At 33.5% G+C, this 20,729-nt stretch carries 13 protein-coding genes; 6 read left to right on the top strand and 7 right to left on the bottom strand.

Annotation, left to right across the window (positions count from 1 at the left end; all coding sequences use genetic code 11):
• Nucleotides 1–450 precede the first annotated feature (450 nt).
• Entirely contained in the window at nucleotides 451–2,013 is a 1,563-nt protein-coding gene (locus ABE048_RS14555) for a S1C family serine protease (RefSeq protein WP_430311986.1), read from the top strand.
• Nucleotides 2,014–2,609: 596 nt separating this feature from the next.
• On the opposite strand, the gene ABE048_RS14550 is transcribed toward ABE048_RS14555, so the two are convergent.
• The 3 genes from ABE048_RS14550 to ABE048_RS14540 all read right to left on the bottom strand — a co-directional run bounded on the left by ABE048_RS14550 (nucleotide 2,610) and on the right by ABE048_RS14540 (nucleotide 7,038).
• Nucleotides 2,610–3,347 carry a C40 family peptidase gene (locus ABE048_RS14550; RefSeq protein WP_430311985.1) on the bottom strand — a complete coding sequence of 246 codons (738 nt, stop codon included), beginning with the start codon at nucleotides 3,345–3,347 and terminating at the stop codon, nucleotides 2,610–2,612.
• A 427-nt stretch (nucleotides 3,348–3,774) separates the two neighbouring features.
• Nucleotides 3,775–5,070: a LysM peptidoglycan-binding domain-containing protein gene (locus ABE048_RS14545; RefSeq protein ID WP_430311984.1), complete on the bottom strand. Its 1,296-nt coding sequence runs from the start codon at nucleotides 5,068–5,070 to the stop codon at nucleotides 3,775–3,777.
• A 276-nt stretch (nucleotides 5,071–5,346) separates the two neighbouring features.
• Nucleotides 5,347–7,038 carry a methyl-accepting chemotaxis protein gene (locus tag ABE048_RS14540; protein WP_430311983.1) on the bottom strand — a complete coding sequence of 564 codons (1,692 nt, stop codon included), beginning with the start codon at nucleotides 7,036–7,038 and terminating at the stop codon, nucleotides 5,347–5,349.
• 879 nt (nucleotides 7,039–7,917) lie between these two features.
• Here ABE048_RS14540 and ABE048_RS14535 point away from each other — a divergent pair.
• Entirely contained in the window at nucleotides 7,918–9,231 is a 1,314-nt protein-coding gene (locus tag ABE048_RS14535) for an NAD-dependent malic enzyme (protein ID WP_430311982.1), read from the top strand.
• Between the two features lie 283 nt (nucleotides 9,232–9,514).
• Here ABE048_RS14535 and ABE048_RS14530 read toward each other — a convergent pair whose 3' ends face one another.
• Nucleotides 9,515–11,089, bottom strand: coding sequence for an FMN-binding glutamate synthase family protein (locus tag ABE048_RS14530; RefSeq protein ID WP_430311981.1), 1,575 nt, complete (start codon nucleotides 11,087–11,089; stop codon nucleotides 9,515–9,517).
• Between the two features lie 419 nt (nucleotides 11,090–11,508).
• Entirely contained in the window at nucleotides 11,509–12,849 is a 1,341-nt protein-coding gene (gene brnQ, locus ABE048_RS14525) for a branched-chain amino acid transport system II carrier protein (RefSeq protein WP_430311980.1), read from the bottom strand.
• 335 nt (nucleotides 12,850–13,184) lie between these two features.
• Between brnQ and ABE048_RS14520 the strand changes: the two genes are divergently transcribed.
• Complete coding sequence (locus tag ABE048_RS14520; RefSeq protein ID WP_430311979.1) at nucleotides 13,185–14,876, top strand: methyl-accepting chemotaxis protein; 1,692 nt, start codon at nucleotides 13,185–13,187, stop codon at nucleotides 14,874–14,876.
• Nucleotides 14,877–15,185: 309 nt separating this feature from the next.
• Entirely contained in the window at nucleotides 15,186–16,223 is a 1,038-nt protein-coding gene (locus ABE048_RS14515; protein WP_430311978.1) for a glycosyltransferase family 4 protein, read from the top strand.
• 259 nt (nucleotides 16,224–16,482) lie between these two features.
• Here the strand turns inward: ABE048_RS14515 and ABE048_RS14510 are convergent, their stop codons facing one another.
• On the bottom strand, nucleotides 16,483–17,646 hold the full coding sequence (locus ABE048_RS14510) for an LCP family protein (protein ID WP_430311977.1): 1,164 nt from the start codon (nucleotides 17,644–17,646) through the stop codon (nucleotides 16,483–16,485).
• A gap of 142 nt (nucleotides 17,647–17,788) precedes the next feature.
• Nucleotides 17,789–18,424, bottom strand: a complete 636-nt coding sequence (locus ABE048_RS14505; protein ID WP_430311976.1) for a YigZ family protein — start codon at nucleotides 18,422–18,424, stop codon at nucleotides 17,789–17,791.
• Nucleotides 18,425–18,615: 191 nt separating this feature from the next.
• Between ABE048_RS14505 and ABE048_RS14500 the strand changes: the two genes are divergently transcribed.
• Nucleotides 18,616–19,770 carry a sensor histidine kinase gene (locus ABE048_RS14500; RefSeq protein WP_430311975.1) on the top strand — a complete coding sequence of 385 codons (1,155 nt, stop codon included), beginning with the start codon at nucleotides 18,616–18,618 and terminating at the stop codon, nucleotides 19,768–19,770.
• Nucleotides 19,771–19,797: 27 nt separating this feature from the next.
• Nucleotides 19,798–20,472 carry a response regulator gene (locus ABE048_RS14495; protein ID WP_430311974.1) on the top strand — a complete coding sequence of 225 codons (675 nt, stop codon included), beginning with the start codon at nucleotides 19,798–19,800 and terminating at the stop codon, nucleotides 20,470–20,472.
• Nucleotides 20,473–20,729: the final 257 nt, after the last annotated feature.

Here is a 20,729-nt window from a genome sequence, read left to right as displayed (position 1 = left end):
GTCTTTTAAAATACAATAGACGAAGTTAGTTCAAAAAAGATTCCTTAAGAAACTGCACCACTAACTAAAAAATGTGGATAAATCTCCATAAAATATTTATTTAATTTCATACATACAATCACAAAAATGGGGTAGACCAAAAAAGGAGAATTTTCCTAAATAAAATTCCAAATTTCTCATTCTATTCTAATGAATTTGTGCTATGATAATCTTTGTGAAAAATGATAAATAAGATGATATTTGAAGCAATTTCATTATGCAAAATTCATATAAAATATACGAACATTTAATGATGTCCAAATCTGATTATTAATGTGTTGAAATGTTCGTATTTAAAAATTGAAAATGGATTTATAATATTGATTTATTTAACATATTTTTGAAACTTTAGGTTTGATTCATACGTCTATATATAGTAGAGAATTTTTTAAGATAGGAAGTGGATGTGAAGTGACGAATAATCGACGATATCAACCTAAGAAAGCATCCATAAAAAGAATAGCTGTTTCAATTGTTTTGTTTATTGCAGTTATTACGGGTGCGTATATGCTCCTAACGAAAAACGATAAAGCAGCAACAAATAATGATCATATTAAAGTTCAAAACGTTCATAAAACAACGAAGGAAAATCCAACAACTAAAAAGGATTCAAATCAAACAGAGAGTACCGATTCTACCAGTCGTGCAGAGGGTACTGTAACAAATGATATTCAATCGAATGATGAAGATACAACGACAAAAGATTCTACAGATGTGACCATGCCAAAAAATGATACGGATGCTATCATTGCGAATGCAAAAACACAAGTATATACAGTATATACAGATTTACAACAAGGTTCAGGGTTTCTTTTCAATAAAAAAGGAGACATTATTACAAATGCACACGTTGCAAAAGATGCTGGTTATGTATTAGTATCAAATGAACACGGTCAAGAATTTCAAGGTCAAGTTATTGGGATTTCGAAAAAAACAGATGTTGCTTTAATTCGGGTACCTGAACTAGCTGGAAAAGACCCACTTGTATTAGATACTGCACCTGCAAAAGTGAGTACACCAGTCATTGCAATTGGTAGTCCAAACAATAAGGGTGGTACTTCAACAGAAGGTAAAATTACTAGTATAGGCGCGGAATTCACAGATGAATACACATATAATGGATTATATGAAATGACAGCCCGCTTACATTCAGGATCAAGTGGTGGCCCATTGATTAATGCACAAACAGGTAATGTAATCGGGATTAACTCAATAATACTTACGGATGAACCTGAAATTGGTTATGCAATTCCAATTAGTAAAGTCATGTCTCTCATTACAAAATGGTCAAACAAAGACGTTAAAATCAACATCGATGACAATCAAAATTTTGAAGATAATCATAAAAAAGATGCTTATCTAGGAAAAGATTTAGCAAAAGAATTCGTCGATGGTTATTATGATTTGTTCCCATTAACTATCAAAGACAATTCGCAAAAATATTACGAAACATATACGTTACCAAGAAGTAGTGCGATTGATACAGTTAAAAAAATGCTTGAGAATTATTCAGCAGATGATAAGAAATACAAAGATTTACAACATACAATCGGTAAAATTAATATCTATGATGAGTACGCAACAGTAGATGTCAATTCAACATTTATTTATACTGATGTGAAGACAAAACAGGAACACAAACTAAAAGAAACAATCCGTTATACAATTGTGATTGATGACTACGGTGACTATCAGTTTTCAAAAATAGATATTTTAAGCTCATCCGATGATAATCAACCGACGAATGCAGAAACTGAATCAACAAATGATTCAAGTAATACAAATGGGAATCAGGGCACTACTGAAGGCGACAGCACAATATTTAACAAACAAAGCGTTGATAAAAATAAAGATGCTGTAAAAGGGAATACAGACAGTACAGACAGTACAGACAGTACAGACAATACAGATAGTACCGCTAAAGATAACCTACCGCCTGAATCATCAAATGGTGAATCAAATATCCCACAATAACAAATAACAATAGAAAACCAAATTATGAATTGCCCCGTAAAGGTTAGACGCCAACTAACATTTACGGGGTGTTTTTATGTCTAAATTTACAGTGGAAATACATGAAACGCAGTGAATCATTATATAAGTGGATCAGAAAGTAATGAAGAAGTTGCAGAGTATTTGTTTAACCAAGTCTCATGTTATCACCTGGGTAAAATTATTTGAGGCTTAAGGAATTGAAGGTTTGAAGAGATTATTCGGCTTATTCTGTTCATATTAAACTAAATCTACTTAATTTGATCTATAGTGTTTACTGAATCAGCTAGGGAACTTACAGGAGCCGTGTTAGAGCATTAAGGAAGAAAGTAAGGATGGAAGTGATTTTTATCTATTACCATCTTGATAGAATGAATGTAAGAATAGTGAGGAAGCGTGCTGAAATCTGACTGTCATTAGGGGAGTTGAGTTGGAAGACTTTAATAAAGTTTATAGAACTTGAAATTAAAGATCCGCTATAAAAAGTATAAGTAAAACCCTAAGCAAAAGACTTTGCAGATAAGGCCTTTGCTTAGGGTTTTGATTGTTGTATGAATAGTTGGGCTTTTTAAATTTAATTAACGTACTGTGCCGTAGCTGTGTACGTAGTATTTCCAGTAAGTGCTCATTGTTTGGAATTGAACATGATCACCTGCTGCATGTACTAACATGCCATTACCAGCATAAATAGCAACGTGAGTAATTGCGCCACCACCAACGTTGAAGAATACTAAATCTCCTGGTTGTGGATTATTAGTATATTTAACAGCTTCGCGTTGTGCACGGCTTGTACGTGGTAAAGAGATACCATGTTTAGCATAGACATAACGAGTAAAACCACTGCAATCAAAACCAGAAGGGGTTGTACCACCATATACATAAGGAACACCAAGGTAGTTTTTAGCAGTGCTTACGATATCACTAGTTTCAGCACTTTCAGATGTTTTTTTAACGCCAGCACCTTTTTTTAAGTATGCTGCTGACATCCAACCTGTTTTACCTTTAACGGTAACTTTATACCAAGTTTTTCCGCCGGCAACTTTTTTGTATTTTGCATTTACTGTTGTATTTTTGTTGTAATATGCTAATGCTTTTGAGCTTGTTGTAGAATCAGCACGTAAAGTTAATGAACTTGCAGTAACATGATATTTTCCGCTCATTGGTGTAGCTTTAGAATCAGCTACCATTGTTACTTCTGTGTTTTTAGTCACATTAGATGTTGTTTCGTTATTTTCTGCAGCTTTCACATGTCCAAAGCTAAGTGTTAATGCTAGTGCACTTGATGCGATTGCTGTAAATAATGCTTTCTTATTCATCAAATTCCCCCAACTATTCTCAACAATGTTTTGTATATATAGTATTTAAACGATTGTTTTTGTATTTGTTATATTTACATTTATAACTTTATAAAAAATCTGAAAAAATGACAACGCAATTTCGTTTACAGTTATATTACAGTTATGTAACAGATGTCCGAGATTACGACTTTAATTGAGTAAAATCCCCCAAAATTACAGGTTTTTTTTCAAATAATCATATATTTAGATAAAATAAAGAAGAATATGACGTAATTTGAAAGAAAGGATATATATAATTTATGTCATTTTATTAGAATAGTATTAATCTAGATAGATAATATTACGTATTATTACAAAATATCTATTAATAAGAAAAAACCTTGCCAAAATTACTTGGCAAGGTCTCATGTCAGTTCCATAGATTACTTTTGAACATATGAATTAATTAGTATGTTAAATCATAGAATCGTTTATAACTATCAAAATGACTATTCCAGTAAGAGTTATTAACGGAGGAAACTTGTACATAATCTCCACCAGCGTGAACAAATTGGCCGTTTCCTAAATAGATCCCCATATGAGAAATACCTTGTTTATACGTATCTCTAAAGAAAACTAAATCACCAGGTTTAGGGGAAGAAACATAGTATGAACGTGCTTCGTAATCAGCAGCACTTACTCTTGGCATATTATTGTAACCAGAATGACTATATACATAATAGATAAAACCACTGCAATCAAAGCCAGTTGGTGATGATCCGCCCCAAACATAAGGAACACCTTGGAATGAAAGAGCTAGATCCAAAGCTGCTTTTACTACTTTTGAAGATGGTTTTTCACCATTTGGCTTTGAAATAGATGTTGTGTTTTCTTTTTGTTGTTTATTAGTTGTACCACTGTTTTTAATAGATAACACTTGTCCAACACGAATTATATCAGATGTTAAGCCATTCCATGATTTTAGTTGTGTAATGGTAATTCCATAATGATGAGCGATGATTGATAGTGTATCACCAGCAATTACTGTATGTTTTGTCGCTTTTGTTGATGATGATGTTTTATTAGTTGAACTGTTGCTCTTTGAATTACTAGAAGTCGAAGTAGAACTGCTTCCAGGAATTTTTAATGATTGTCCAACATATATTGAATCGTTTTTTAGATTATTACTTTTTTTAATAGAAGCGACGGTTACTTTGAATTTAACAGCAATTTTAGATAAATAGTCACCTGACTTTACTTTATATGTCGTCGTTGTCGCTTTTTTAGTAGAAGTTGTCTTTTTTGTATTAGGAGTACTAGCAACTTTTACGGTTGAAGTACCAGGTATTTTCAAGGATTGGCCTACATAAATCCTATCATCAGTAAGTTTATTCTCTTTCATAAGTGATGGTAGTGAAACATGATGATCTGCAGCAATCTTCCCGATATAATCGCCTGATTTAACAGTATATGTAGTTGCCTTTTTTGTTCCAGTAGTTGCTTGATTTGTAACAGAGACGTTACTCACCTTTGAAATAGATTTGCTGTTTGTTTTTAAATTTTGTCCAACATAAATCAGATCGGAAGAAAGGTTGTTCAGTTTTTTTAGCTGACTTACAGATGTATTATATTTTTGTGCAATTACACATAAAGAATCACCACTCTTGACCTTATATGTATTTGAGCTTGCTTCTGTATCATGTGCATTTACAACCAGCGTAGCGGTACCTATGAACAAAACAGAATATAAAGCTTTTTTCACAAAAATCACTCCTTTTTTGTTGGATAATATCGTACGAATGTCGTTATTTATATTTTAAAGAAAAAAAGAAGTTAAAACAATCTACTTAAGAAAAAGGGTAAATTTGATAGATTGGTAATTATATAACTCTATTAAAAAAATCGAATTCATATTACTAATAGACTATTTAATTTAAGTGATTTTATTGAAATGCCTTAAAAATTGTATAAAAATAGAAAACATAATATGAAAAAAGAGCGCAATTTATGTTAAAAATTGTGCTCTTTTTGTAAAATATTATAATTTGAAGACTTGAATACTATTACTTAAAGATTCAGCTATTTGACTTAATTCTTCAGAAGAAGCTGTAATTTCTTCGATTATTGCAAACTGTTCTTCAGATAGACTTGCTATATGTTGTGTTTTGTCAGTTGTACTTTGAGAAATGGAGTTGACATGTTCTAGAGATGCAGCAGTTTCTTGTGAGGCACCAGCCATTGCATCTGTTACATTGGATACTTCTTGAATTTCATTTGAAAGTGATAAAGAAGTTTCATAGATTTCTTTGAATACCGAACCTGTATTCTGAATACTTTCATATCCAAGTTGTGCTTTTTCGTTTACAACTTCCATTTGCTTTACGGTTTTTTTCATATTTTGATGAATATTCTCAGTTGTTCGTCGAATTTCGTTTGCAGAACGAGCAGACTCTTCAGCGAGTTTGCGTACTTCATCTGCAACAATTGCAAAACCTTTTCCGTGTTCACCGGCGCGTGCTGCTTCAATAGCTGCATTTAATGCAAGTAAATTGGTTTGTTCAGATATCTCAGTAATAGTAGTAACCATCGTGTTAATCTTTTGAGAACTATTGGCCAATTCCAAAAGGGAGGTTTGTGTCTGCACAATGGAACCTTGTATTGCTTTAACGTGTTTCACTGAAGTTTCAAGATTTTCTCTACCTGAAATTGTTTTTTCAGTTGCTAAGGTAGCAGATTGTGCTACAGATGCTGCTGAAGATGCAACAGACTGGATTTGACTAGCAACAAGATTCATCGAATTTGTTCCAACAGACACATATTGCTTTTGAACATTCGTATCATGTGCAAGTTGATCAATTTCGTCACTTACTCCTTTAGTTGCACGGTTTGTTTGATCTGTACTTGCGTAAAGTTCTTCAGAAGCAGCGGCCAAATGATCGCTAGTTTGAGTTATAGTCGTAATCATTTTCTTTAAATTACTGTACATATGATTAAATGCCTCAGCTAGTTGACCAATTTCATCTTTAGAATGATGTTTTAGTAATTCTAATGTTAAGTTACCTTTTGCAATTTCGAATGCAAAATTTGTCATACTGTATAGTGGACGAATTTTTCTAGATAATAAAATAAGGATTGTTATAATGTTAATCAGTAAAAGTACAAGCAGTATAGACATGACGATTACGCTAAGTTTTACTTGTGAATTTGCTTTTTCTACTTGCTTATTTGTCCAACTGGATAGTTTATTATCGAAAGAATCAATAGTATTACTAACGTTATCTTTAAGTAAACTATAATCAGTTCCGTATAGCATTTCTTTCGCTTTTTCATAGTCGCCTTTTTGGATAAGCGCTATAGCATTTTCTTCAATCGGTTTCAGATGAGTAGATTGTTGAAGTGCATATTCGGCAAGCGCTAAAGTGTCTTCAGGTAACTGGTCACGTTTAAGTTGTTTAAGTGTTTTGTCTGGATTAAGCGATTGCTTTTCTTCTTGTTCATACTCTTTTAAAAAACGATCCGATCCTGATTCAGCGTATGTACGAATATTTGAAGATTTTGTTTCGATATTTTTCATCAAGCTCATGCCGATTGACCCATCTAATTTATCAATTTTTAATGCATTGGATTGTTGGGATATACTTTTCACCAAATATCCTAAACTCAAGCCATTTAAAACTAGAAGTATAACGACGATTACGATTGAGTATTTAATCATACTATTTATTTTCATGCTATCACTCCTTTGTCTATGTTAATTAATAATTTCATTGAGAGAAAAACTATACAGTGCTCCTTATAGATCAAACTTATGAAAGCTCCGCGGGAACGTAGTAGAGGACACTGAAAAATGTTTAAATACAAATATTAATAGTATTAATCTATTTTCCACATCAACAAAGATAGCTATACAAGATATTCATAGAATTTTTAGCTATTTTTACTTTTTCAACACCTTCAACGTAGTGCTAATAAGTCGAAATTTGCTACGTGTGTCAGACTTCAAAGAGGAGATTGAAACCAAGCACGTGGAAAGCACCGTATGTAGCTGAACATCCAAATCTGAATATTGAAAAGTTCGTGTGTTGAAATTGATTCCCTTATAAAAACTCTGAATTTTTAGAATATTATATAATATAATTTTTTGTTTTGGAAGACTTAGAAATTTATGGATCGTAAATAGTTAGAGGTGAAATGAAAATGTTGTATATCTAGTTGAAGAAGAATAGGTGGAAAATATAATTTTAAAACAACGCAAAGAACCGCTAACAAAGGGGGCTAGCGGTCTTTGAAGAGCTGAGGAGGTTATTTGTTCCGAGTTGCAAAGAGAATATATTTCAATATTGAAATAAACGATTTAAGCTAGAAATCATATGTTGAAAATGATTAAGTAAAAAATGTAAACAAATGTAAACAAATTACTTTTGAGTTCTATATTTCAAGTATACCCGAAAAGGGAGAATTCAAATCAAATACACATGATTTTTACAGATAATTATGATTTTTCAGCTCCCCAATGATATAAATATTTACCTTTATAGTACATAGTAGTAGAATGAACTTCTAATGGACACAAAAAATTCATAAAAAGATAAAGAACGGAGGAAACAGAATGTCGGCAAATATAATGCGTAATTTAATTGTAGAAACACCTTCAAAACCAGGGAATTTTGGTAAGGTCGCAAAAGCAATTGGAGATCAAGGTGGAGATATCGGTGATATTACAACATTAAAAATTGGTACATTATCTACAATTCGAGATGTTACTTGTACTTGCGAAAGCTTAGATCAATTAGAAGAAATCGTTAAAGCTATTAATGCACTTGATTATATTACTGTTCGTGCTGTTTCAGATGATGTAATGAAAGCACATGAAGGTGGAAAAATACATATGACGAGTAAAATCGACGTTCGTTCACTCAGCGATTTGCGTCGTATCTATACACCTGGTGTAGCGAGCGTTTGTCAAGAAATCCAACGTTCCCCTGAAAAAGCACATTACTTTACAAGTATTGGAAATACAGTTGCTATTATTACAGATGGTACAGCTATCCTTGGTTTAGGAAACATCGGTCCAGTTGCAGGTATGCCAGTAATGGAAGGGAAAGCTGTATTATTTGACCAATTTGCTAAAATTAGTGGTGTTCCGATATTGTTGGATACTAGTGATCCAGATGAAGTAGTTGAAACTGTGAAACATATTGCAAATGGTTTTGGGGGGATCCTATTGGAAGATATCGGTTCTCCTCATTGTTTTGAAATTGAAGAACGTTTAAAAAAAGAATTACAAATCCCGGTCATGCATGACGATCAACACGGTACAGCCGTAGTAACATTAGCTGCAGTATTATCAGCATGTCGCTATGCTGGTGTTGATATAAATCAAGCAGTTGTTGGTCAAATTGGTCTTGGAGCAGCAGGGCTTGCGATTTGCCGTATGTTGATAGAATATGGTGTCAAAGAGGTGTGTGGTAGCGACTTACAAGAAAGTTCACTTATTCGATTAAGTAACATTGGCGGTACAATTATGAATTCCACTGAAGAATTGATGGAACATTGTGATATCGTCATTGCCACCACAGGTGTAAAAGGTCTAATTAAACCGGAAATGGTACGCGAAGGACAAATTATTTTAGCATTATCCAACCCATATCCAGAAATCACACCTGAAGAAGCACTCAAAGCAGGAGCAGCCTACGCAGCAGATGGCCGCCTTGTAAACAACGTACTCGGTTTCCCTGGCATATTTCGTGGGGCATTAAACGCGAATGCCAAAAGCATCACATATCCAATGCTTTTAGCTGCAGCAAACGCAATCGTAGATGCAACACATAATGGCGATCTAGTGCCACATCCTCTGGATCCAAACGTCCACAAATCCGTTGCCAAAGCTGTCGAACGAATTGCCTTGAAGGAAATGAACTAAGAAACAGTTCAATATTCAAATAGAAGAAACTATTGGAAAAAGATCGATTGGACGGTCTTTTTTTCTTTGGCGAAAATAGTCTATATTGTTCGATGGGAAAGCAGAGTAATAGGAGAGAACTGGTCACGGAAAGTAAAAAAGACAAGTAAATCAATTTCCAAATGAAATTAACTGGAATTTGTACGAAAATGACGAGTTGATGCTTCTATAACGTGAGTTAAAAATTCATCCAATAAAAAAACCCCTGCGAAAGCAGGGGAAGCAACTCTACCATTATATAATTCTATTTCGCATTCAAATTCTCAACAGAGAACACTCGGCCGTAGTCGTCTTTGTAAACGATGTGTTGGCTGTTGAATTTAGTTGGAGAATCTAGACCGGCAGCTGCGGCAACTCTGAATAATCCTTCGCGCATTGTGATGATATAGTTGGTTACACGGTATTTTTTCTCTTCGATGATCAGTCCGTTTTGTAATTTTGGATCAGTTGTCGCAACACCGGCAGGGCATTCGTTTGTATGACAACGTTGAGCCATAATACAACCAACTGAAATCATGAATCCACGTGCTACATTGATTAGGTCAGCGCCTAAGCCAAGGATAACAGCGGCACGGTCTGCAGTAATAATTTTACCAGAAGCGATAATTTTAACTCGATCACGCACACCATATTTAACAAGCGCATCGTGTAAAAGAACAATTCCAGAGTGAATTGGAAGACCGACACTATCTGCTAGGTCTTGGAATGTTGCACCTGTACCACCTTCAGCACCATCGATTGTGATGAAGTCTGGACCTTTGCCAGATTCTTTCATATATGCAGCAAGTGATTCTGCATCTTCAGGGCTACCAACAACAATTTTAATGCCAACTGGAAGACCACCAGCTTCGCGGATTTGTTCGATAAAATCGAATAGTGATGGGAAATCATCGAATTGGCGGAAGCGGTTTGGACTGTTGATGGTTTTATGTGGTTCTACATTTCGGATTTTTGCAATTTCTTCTGTTACTTTATCAGCCTCAACGTGTCCACCACGAGTTTTTGCACCTTGCGCAAGTTTTAATTCGAAAGCTTTAACTTGTGGTATAGCAGCTTTTTCTTTTAATAATTCAATACTAAATTCGCCCTCTTTTGTGCGATAACCGAATAATCCTGAACCAATTTGAGCGATTAGATCAGCACCACCAGCTAAGTGATAATCTGAAATACCACCTTCACCAGTGTTCATCCATGAACCTTTAGCCATACCAATCCCTTTAGATAGAGCAGAAATGGCATTTTTACCAAGTGCTCCGTAACTCATTGCAGATTGACCTACTAAACTACGAACGTGGAATGGTTCTCGACAATTCGGCCCAATGACAACTGCATCATCTTCTTGAAGCAACCAAGGTTTAACAGTTATCTTTTCAGTATGTTCTTTACGATTGAAAAGTCCATCAGAATCGATTACGTATTTTTGAGTATCAACCGTCTGACTTTGGTCTACACGCATTTCTTCAACTTGTTTAGTGAACATTGCATTACGTATGTAGAATCCTGCTTCTTCAAAATTACGTTTGGAGCCAAATCCTATGACACTACCTAAGTATTTCCCAGGTAATACGACATGTAAAAAGTCTTCTCGACTAAATGGTTTGCCGTTTTGATCATCATCAAACAAATATTGTCGAAGTTCTGGACCAACCTTTTCAGTAATATAGCGCATTCTACCAAGAACTGGGAAGTTTCGTAGAATCGCATGTTGTTTTTGATGTCGATCCATAAAATATAAAACTAAAATTGTAATACCAGGGATTACAACGAATATAGTGATTAATATTAGTAATAGTGAAAAAACTAATTTATGACCTTCCATAATAGCCACCCTTTGTATATTTGTGTCGAATTCGTGAATTCATCTCAATTGCGTATTAAATATATCACAATGTGAGATGAATTCAAGTGGTTAAAACAAAAAATGTAAATATTTTAGGAAAAGGTTGTAAACGTTTACCTTAAACAGAATATTTATATCCAGAAATAAGAGATTCATCCAACTCTTTCTATTAAAATATCAATATTAAAGATGTTATTGGGTTGAATCAATTGATTCTAAATAAGAAGGAAAAAAACACCTATTATATAAGTCAATTTCATAAATATTTTTCTAGTTATAAAAATATGAATATCTTCTAATTAACAACTCTGGGTACCTCATATACCAATGCTCTGTTTTAATTCATAAAAAAAGACGATCAGAGCAAATTAACTCTAATCGTCTTACTTTTTGATAATTTAATTTTCTTTTTCCGTAAATATTGTAATCACGTAACCTATAATTGCACCTACTATTGCAGGAATTAACCAGCCGATACCTTCTGCGTAAAGAGGTAAAAGGTTAAGGAATTTATCATAAGCTTCTATGTCTAACACTTTTGCACCTTTGAGTCCGTCATAAACACTAATTAGTCCTGTGAAGATTAATGCAACGATATAAACAGGACGTGCATCATTGAATAGGTTAGAAACTAGAATTAATATCATTAGTACGATAGCTAATGGATAGATCATGTTCAATACAGGACCTGAGACAGCTAACATTTTTTCAAGACCAAAATTAGAAATTACTGTACTGAAAATCGCGAAGATCCATACCCAAGTTTTATATGGAAGTCCAGGGATAATTTTATGGAAAAATTCAGATGAAGCAGTCATTAAACCAATTGAAGTTGTAAGACATGCTAACATAATAACAATTGTTAATAAGTAGTTACCAAATACACCATATAAGACGTAAGCGGATTTTGTAATAACTTCTGATCCAGTACCGATAAAGCCAATTGTTTGAACACTTGATGAACCAATGTAGCCTAATGAGATATAAACTAGAGCTAGTCCAATAGCAGCAACAATTGCTGCGAAGATGGTTGTTTTTACAACTGTTGGTCGATGAGTTACATTCTTACCTTTTAAAGCTTCAACGATTACAATCCCGAAGATTAATGCAGCAAGGAAGTCCATTGTTTGATAACCTTGGATGAACCCTGAAGAAAATGCATTGTGTACATAATCAGCAACATTCGTAATTTTTGCTTCACCATGACCAGCCATCGGTGTAACAATTGATTTAATGGCAAGTGCTGCAATTACGATTAATAATCCAGGTGTTAGGATTTTACCTACTCGGTCAATTAATTTACTTGGGTTCAATGCGAAGAACATTGTAATTCCGAAGAAAAGGATTGAGAAGATTATTAATGGCCATCTACTGTCCAACATAGCTTCGTTTAAATATGGTTTAACACCTAAATCGAAGGATACAGTACCTGTTCGTGGCATTGCGAAGAATGGTCCAATTGCAAGATAAATAATGGCTGTGAAGATAATACCGAATGCTGGGCTAATACGACCAGCCATATCCTGAAGTTCACCACCCGATTTTGCTACGGTGATTACACCTAATAATGGAAGACCAACACCAGTAATTAAGAAACCAATAATAGCGATGGCAAAGTGTTCACCCGATTCTTGACCTAATTGTGGCGGGAAGATAATGTTACCGGCACCTAGGAACAACGCGAAAAGCATGAACCCAACTGATATCTTTTCCCAAAGAGAAAGATTTTGATTTTGCATAAAAAAGACTCCTTTAAAATGTACTTGCGAATAATCTCTGAAAAAGTTTATGAAATTAGAACGCTAATAATTAAATATTCTTTGTTATCTGAAAATTCTAATTAAAACGGTTGTGAAAAGTTACTTGAATAGATTAACACGAAAATGTACAGAATGAAACCTTTAATTTTAATAAAAAAATAAAATCGTAAAGTTAGAGGGTAGAATTTTCTAAAATAAATGAAAATTAAGAATAAAATTTTTGTAAAGATATTGTAAAAAATTATTAAAAGTTTGTATGTCCATACAAAGTCATATATGTCTATGATAAATTGTTGCTGAGGAGGCGTTTTTACATGTTTAAATGGAATAAAATGTCATTACGTAAAAAATATTTACTCACCTTATGTAGTTCGTTTATACTATTCGCTATAATGAGTGTAATGTTGATTTTTCAAGTAAATAACAATAAAAGATGGTCTGAAGAACTTAATAGTTTGTCTGAACATATTAAGGATATTGATAAAGTATCAAAAGATTTTAGTGCACTCTATATTTCAATTATTCATTATACTGGAGATCCATTACCTCAATATGAAGAAGATTATAATAAAACGGAAGATATGCTTAATAAGGAACTAAAAAATGCCAATTCATATCTATCTGTTGATGATCAAGAGTTAGTTTTAAAAGAACAGAAGCGAATTGAACAGCTTTTTACAGTTCGATTAAAAAAATCAGTAGCTGTAAAAGACAATATTGCAAAACGTAGACAATTGAATTCCGTTTATGATTCATATGGGAAAATAATCGACAAGCTTACTTTAGTTCAAGAAAATAAATCACAAGAAAGAACAGTGATATTATCAAAAATGAAAGAAAGTCAGCAACAAACTATTTATCTTTTATGTGGATCATTTTTGCTTGCAATGACAATCTCATTGTTATTATTACTTAGAACGAATCATCAAATACGTAACCAACTTGAACGTGTTGCAAGTACAACACGTGCTATCTCTAAAGGGCATCTTGAAGTACAAGATTTGCCAATTGTCACAAATGATGAAATTGGACAAGTATCAAAGGGAATGAATCATATGAAGCATCAACTTACTGAGATGATTCAAATGATTAAGCAATCCGCCGATACGATTTCACAAGATAGTGCCGTTTTACAGCAATATTCATATAATACGGTTGAGGGTACTAATGATGTTTCGAAACTATTAGAAAAATGTCTAAAAAATGCAAAAGAACAACAAGCATTATCAGATAAGATTGTTCAATTTATGGATCATTTTTCGCAAAATTTGCAATTTATGATTCAAGAAATACATGAACTTTCTTCAAAAGGTAATGATGCTGAGAAATTAATATATGAAAGCAATCAATCAATGCATGAAGCAGTAGATCAAATGGATATTTTAAAAACGTTATTACTAGAATCAGAAGAAGAGAGAAAACTGTTACAAGAACGAACTGATGAAATCGTACGTGTTTCTCTATTAGTAAAACAAATTTCTAAACAAACTCATCTATTGGCTATAAATGCAGAGATTGAAGCTGCTAGATCTGGTGAAGCTGGAAAAGGATTTGCGGTAGTAGCAGAAGAAGTTAGAGAGCTTGCTGATGAAGTATCAAATGCTGCAAATACGATTCATACATTATCTGATCAGATTACTACGCAAGGAAAGTCAATGGAAAATGCATTTAATGCAGGACTTGATACATCCGTAAATAGTGGAGAAGCTGTGAAGAAAATAGCAACAGAAATGGAAGCCATCACGGCATATATTCAAGACACAAAACAACAATTCACAGATATGGAGAATCAAATTACGGAGCTTGAAGAAGAAAAAACAAAAACAATAGAATTTATCGAACATCTAAATCATACGATTACTAGTAGTACTGCTCATATTGAGCATACAAACGAAATTCTGTTAGAAAATAATTCAACTGTTAAAAAGCTCTCTCATTTAGTAGATGACGTACATGAGCAAACAAAAGGTATGTATACAACGACTGAGAAATTCAGTTTGTCATAAACAAAAAATGATTAAAAATTCAAGAAAATGGATACATACTAAGTAAGGATTAAGGATCTCCTGGCAGTACGCGCGCCAGGAGATTTCTAATGATTCTGGAACAATTTAAGGTTTTATATCGTCTTTGGTAGAAGTATGAATAAAAAGTACGAAAATAGTAATATGGTAAGAAATTAATTGAAACCGAGTGTTATTTTCAAGAAATCATGCTATAATACTTTTTGTATTCGATGATGATAAACATTTGAATGCGTTTTTTATTGCGCATTTTTTAATATATGTAGAGTTTATAAGGAGGATGGGTAATATATGAATTACCTAGCATTAGTTGTAGCCTTCGTCGCTTCAATTCTGTTGACTCCGCTTGTTAAACGACTCGCATACCGTATTGGTGCCGTCGATAAACCAAATTATCGTAAAGTGCACGACCATGTTATGCCTCGATTAGGCGGGTTAGCTATTTTCCTAGCTTTCCTTATTGGTGTAGTGGTTGCACGACCTATGGATGAATCAATGATTGCAATCTTAATAGGAAGCTTTGTTATTATAGTGACAGGCGTCCTTGATGATATGTTTGAAATCTCTCCTAAAACAAAATTGTTTGGGCAAACAATTGCCGCAGCAATCGTAATTTTCTTTGGGGATGTTCGAATTGATTCTATTAATTTACCATTTGATGGAAAATTAGATTTTGGTTACTTAAGTATTCCATTAACTTTAATTTGGATTATTGGTATTACGAATGCGATTAACTTAATAGATGGATTAGATGGCCTTGCAGCCGGTGTTTCAACAATTTCATTGCTAACACTTGCTGCCATGGCGTTAACAATGGGGAACGTATTCGTACTTGCAATGGCATTAATTCTTGCAGCAAGTACAGCTGGATTCCTATTTTATAACTTCCACCCAGCTAAAATTTTCATGGGTGACACTGGGGCATTGTTCCTCGGATTTATGATTTCTGTTTTAGCCTTACTCGGATTTAAAAACGTAACATTTGTTTCTTTAGTAATTCCTATTATTATGTTAGGTGTTCCAATTTCAGATACATTCTTCGCTATTGTGCGTCGTTTGTTAAATAAACAACCACCATTTAGCCCAGATAAATCTCACTTGCATCACCGTTTGATGAGTATTGGCTTTACACATCGTCAAACAGTATTAATCATTTATGGTATTGCTGCCATGTTCGGATTAGCAGCGATTATCTTCACAATGGCAAAACTTTGGGGTGCTATCCTTCTAATCACAGTAATCTTGATTTCAATCGAGTTATTCGTTGAAGTAATTGGACTAGCTGGACAAAATTATCGACCATTGTTAAACCTTGTTCGGAAGAAATAAAACGAAAAAATAATGAGAGTGGCCTAAAAGATCCTTAGATAACGATCTTTTAGCGCCACTCTTTTTATTTATAAATGAAATTTATATGATAAAGAGATTGACTAAAATTTGTGTGAAAAATGATGCGAAAGTTAAAAAAGCACAATCGTCTATATCCATTTAATGAACTAAATCATAATCCTCAGCAACCAATCAATCTCATCTTCATAATAACAAACAAAAGGCATCTATCAGCTATATGCTTTTAGATGCCTTTATATTATTGGTTATTGTTCGAGTTATTATTCGAATTGTAATTTGAGTTAAAGTTGCTACCTGAGCCAGAGCCACTATAATTGTTATTTGAACCGGATTGATAATCAGAACCATATCCGCTGTTATTCGTGTTTGTTGTTGAGTTATTGTTAGAATCTGTTTTTGATTTGTTTATATCTTTATTGGTAAGACCTAAATGGTTTTGCAGTGTTTGTTTAATTTCAGCAAGATTGTTGGTATCTAGTTTGTAATAGTAAACGCCAGTTGACATATCATCGTAACCTTTTAAAGAAAGGGAATCGACTTTTGGCATACCGTTCTTTAAGTAAGCTGCAAGTGATTTCATTTCGCCGAATGTCATGTTGGTTTTCATATTGTTACCTACAGCAGCTAAAATATCATCGTATTTTGTAAGTGATGAAACAGAAGAAGCTTTTTTAATAATGGCTTCTAAAATCATTTGTTGGCGTTCGCCACGTTTAATGTCATTATCTTGATGGCGTGTACGTGCAAGAGCTAATGCTTCTCGACCATTTAATGTTTGCATTCCTGGTTTTAAGTTAACTGTACGTTTATCATTTTCATCAAGTTCGTGCATTTCATACGGTACATTTACTTCGATTCCGCCGAGTGCATCTACAATTTGGATAAAAGAATCAAAGTTTAAACGATAATAATAATCTACTGGAACGTCTAGTAGATTTTCAACTGTATCGATTGTCGCTTGAGTGCCACCGTATGCGTGAGCGTGTGTAATTTTATCATTACGACCTACATAAGGGATATAAACATATGAATCTCGAGGAATACTTAGTAATTTTACAGATTTATCTTTGTTGTTTAATGTTGCAAGCATAAGAGAATCTGAGCGTGAGTGGTCAGAACCTTGTTCCCTCTTTTCACTATCATCGATTCCAACAAATAGAATGGAAATATTGTCTTTTAAAGGTTCGACTTTTGCATCCCTTAATTCGGATTTAACGCGTGTATTATCTTTATCGAAAGCTTTATTTGCAGCTTTTTCTCCTTGTTTGTAAAGGTAGAAAGCATAGGATCCAGCAGAAACAAGCATTAAAGTAATCAATATTAAAAAGCTTTTTAAAATCAAACGCTTTTTTTTCTTAGGTGCTTTTCTCTCCTTTTTCGCCTGTATTCTTGAATTTGTCATATATATTCTCCTCTAAATTAGGAATACTAATTTACATGTTGTATTTGTATTAGACGCCAGCAACAAAAATAAGGTTTCCACTTTTTCGTGTGACAAATTTAATTATACTATGAGGAGTTTCATCAGTAAAATCAATTTTTCGCTATTCTTTGTCAAATTCCAAAAATAACTTGTCATCACATGTAATATTAGCTTGTCCGTTTGTCATTTCTGTAAGCCATTCTGTAAATTTATATTCTTCTTCTTCAGGAACAAAAACATAAAATTCCACATGATCGGCATAATTTACGTCCTTCATTAAATAGGAAGAGTTTCGAATTTCATTTTCAAGTTTACCCAACCAAACATATTCAACATCGATTTTCATAAGGTGGTGAACCTGACGTTCAACTACGCCAGATGCATCAATTCCAGCTGTAGTTGCTTTACCATAAGCACGGACTAATCCTCCTGCCCCTAATTTAATGCCTCCGAAATATCGAGTGATTACAACTGCAGTGTCTTGTAAATGTTGCTTTTTTAGCACTTCTAAAATGGGTACGCCAGCTGTTCCGCTTGGTTCACCATCATCATTTGCCTTTTGAATTTGGTCATGCTCACCAATTAAATACGCAGAACAATTATGAGTGGCGCTGTTATGTTCTTTTTTTATATATTGGATAAATTCCATCGCTTCTTGTTCAGATTCAACTCTTTTACAGTTAGCGATAAATCTGGATTTTGATATAACGATTTCGCTCGTTCCAAAACTTTTTAGTGTTAAATAATATTTTCTCATGTTACACTCCTCTTTATATAGGTATTACCTAATGAAACCTTTGACATCTTCTTGACATCATAATTTAATAGTCTTATGGCTGACTAATGATATAATATTTTATGGGCACAGTAGGAAAGATATATTTTCCTTTGTTTCTTTAATGCGTATTATTTATTTTAAATGTAGCACAAAATGTAAGGGTGATGTGAATGTTAAATGATGAAATTGATTTGAAATCATTAGATTTGATCTTCAATCGTATGGTTAAAACGATAGATGAATCAAAGAATGACATCTTTACGATTAGTGAACAAAGCAGACAAACATTTGAAGAGATGAAACTTGAACTTGAAGAAGTTCGTTCTAAAATAGAGAATGTAATATCCGAAAATGATGTACTTGAAACAAAATCAAGACTTTCAAGAAGACGCTTAGCAGAAGTATCAAAGAATTTTAAGATATTTTCGGAAGAAGAAATTCACAAAGCTTATGATCAAGCAAATCAAATACAGATTCGATATTCAATTCTTCAAGCTGAAGAAAAACAATTACGAGAAAAACGAGATGATTTAGAAAGACGAATGCGTACTCTACTTGATACCATTGAGAGAGCGGATCATCTTGTAAACCAAGTAAATGTTGTTTTAAATTATTTAACGTTCGATCTTAAGCATATTGGCCCGGCACTTGAGAATGCTAAGATGAAAGAAGATTATACGATTAAAATCATTGAAGCTACGGAAGAAGAAAGAAAACGTATCTCAAGAGAAATACATGATGGCCCTGCTCAAATGCTCGCAAATGTATTGTTACGTACAGATTTAATCAATCGCACATATCAAGAAAGAGGAATTGAACAAGCGTTAAAAGAATTATCATCATTAAAAGTTATGGTACGAGATGCTTTACATGAAGTTCGACGAATTATCTATGATTTGCGACCTATGGCTTTAGATGACCTAGGCATCGTACCAACTTTGAAAAAATACTTGAGTTCAGTAGAAGAATACAACGAAGGAACTATAGTTCATTTTAATTCAATTGGTGAACAAGTCCGTATAGGTACAAATTACGAAGTAGCTGTATTCAGACTTGTTCAAGAATGTGTAAATAATTCAATAAAACATGGTAAATCACGCGATGTATGGGTAAACTTTGAATGGAGAAAAGAACAATTCAATTTTACTATTAAGGACAATGGAATTGGATTCGATACAAATATTGTAAAAAACAATTCCTTTGGCTTAATTGGCATGCGTGAAAGAGTTGAATTATTAAATGGCGAAATGAATTTAACATCTTCTGAAAATCAAGGAACGCGAATTATGTTTAATATCCCATTAAATCAAGAACAGAAAAATTAAAGGTACCCATTTTAGGAGGAACTATATATGACGAAAATTATTATTGTAGATGACCACCAATTATTCCGTGAAGGTGTAAAACGAATTTTAGATTTTGAAGATACTTTTGATGTAGTAGCAGAAGGCGATGACGGTGTAGACGTAATTCAACTTTATGAAGAATATCAACCAGATGTAATATTAATGGATATTAATATGCCACAAAAAAATGGTGTAGAGGCTACTTCTGAATTACTGGAAAAATATCCAGACGCAAAAGTGATTATCCTTTCAATCCACGATGATGAATCTTATGTTTCACATGCTCTAAAATCTGGTGCACTAGGCTATATGCTAAAAGAAATGGACGCAGATGAAATTGTCGATGCAATTAAAATCGTTGCAACTGGTGGCTCATATTTACATCCAAAAGTGACACGTAATTTAGTAGCTGAATATCGTCGTTTAAGCGAACGTGAAAACAAAGGATCATTCCACCAAACAGAAATTCGTCGTCCATTCCATTTACTTACAAAACGTGAATGTGAAGTTTTACAACTTTTAACAGATGGACAAAGTAACAGAGCGATTGGTGAAACATTATTCATCTCAGAAAAAACGGTTAAAAACCACGTATCAAGCATTCTTCAAAAAATGAACGTAAACGACCGTACACAAGCAGTTGTAACAGCGATTAAAAACGGCTGGGTAGAAGTACGATAATACATTAAAATTATAACTAGGCTAGAGAGACTGGGCATAATACAGTCGCTCTAGCCTTTTTACACTATTTCGATGGTGTTAATGTATTTAATTGTTAGATACCTAGATTATTTATAGATTTCTTCAAAAAGGCAGAATGATCAGAACGTGATTTAGTAGTTTTAGTTACATGAATCGATTTCATAATGCAAAATTCATATTTAATATGTTTTCTACATGATGTAGAATTAGCTTCGCTTTCCCGCAGGAGTCTTCGC

This window comes from Rummeliibacillus pycnus (assembly GCF_050459865.1).
GTDB lineage: Bacteria > Bacillota > Bacilli > Bacillales_A > Planococcaceae > Rummeliibacillus > Rummeliibacillus pycnus_B.
Note: the sequence above shows the minus strand (reverse complement) of the source record. Positions and strands in the feature narration are given on the sequence as shown.

What these genes read in the sequence shown, in the direction of transcription:
- ABE048_RS14550 (WP_430311985.1), bottom strand. Translation starts at nt 3,347, where the DNA reads ATGAATAAGAAAGCATTATTTACAGCAATCGCATCAAGTGCACTAGCA.
- ABE048_RS14540 (WP_430311983.1), bottom strand. Translation starts at nt 7,038, where the DNA reads ATGAAAATAAATAGTATGATTAAATACTCAATCGTAATCGTCGTTATA.
- ABE048_RS14535 (WP_430311982.1), top strand. Translation starts at nt 7,918, where the DNA reads ATGTCGGCAAATATAATGCGTAATTTAATTGTAGAAACACCTTCAAAA.
- ABE048_RS14530 (WP_430311981.1), bottom strand. Translation starts at nt 11,089, where the DNA reads ATGGAAGGTCATAAATTAGTTTTTTCACTATTACTAATATTAATCACT.
- brnQ (WP_430311980.1), bottom strand. Translation starts at nt 12,849, where the DNA reads ATGCAAAATCAAAATCTTTCTCTTTGGGAAAAGATATCAGTTGGGTTC.
- ABE048_RS14520 (WP_430311979.1), top strand. Translation starts at nt 13,185, where the DNA reads ATGTTTAAATGGAATAAAATGTCATTACGTAAAAAATATTTACTCACC.
- ABE048_RS14515 (WP_430311978.1), top strand. Translation starts at nt 15,186, where the DNA reads ATGAATTACCTAGCATTAGTTGTAGCCTTCGTCGCTTCAATTCTGTTG.
- ABE048_RS14510 (WP_430311977.1), bottom strand. Translation starts at nt 17,646, where the DNA reads ATGACAAATTCAAGAATACAGGCGAAAAAGGAGAGAAAAGCACCTAAG.
- ABE048_RS14505 (WP_430311976.1), bottom strand. Translation starts at nt 18,424, where the DNA reads ATGAGAAAATATTATTTAACACTAAAAAGTTTTGGAACGAGCGAAATC.
- ABE048_RS14500 (WP_430311975.1), top strand. Translation starts at nt 18,616, where the DNA reads ATGTTAAATGATGAAATTGATTTGAAATCATTAGATTTGATCTTCAAT.
- ABE048_RS14495 (WP_430311974.1), top strand. Translation starts at nt 19,798, where the DNA reads ATGACGAAAATTATTATTGTAGATGACCACCAATTATTCCGTGAAGGT.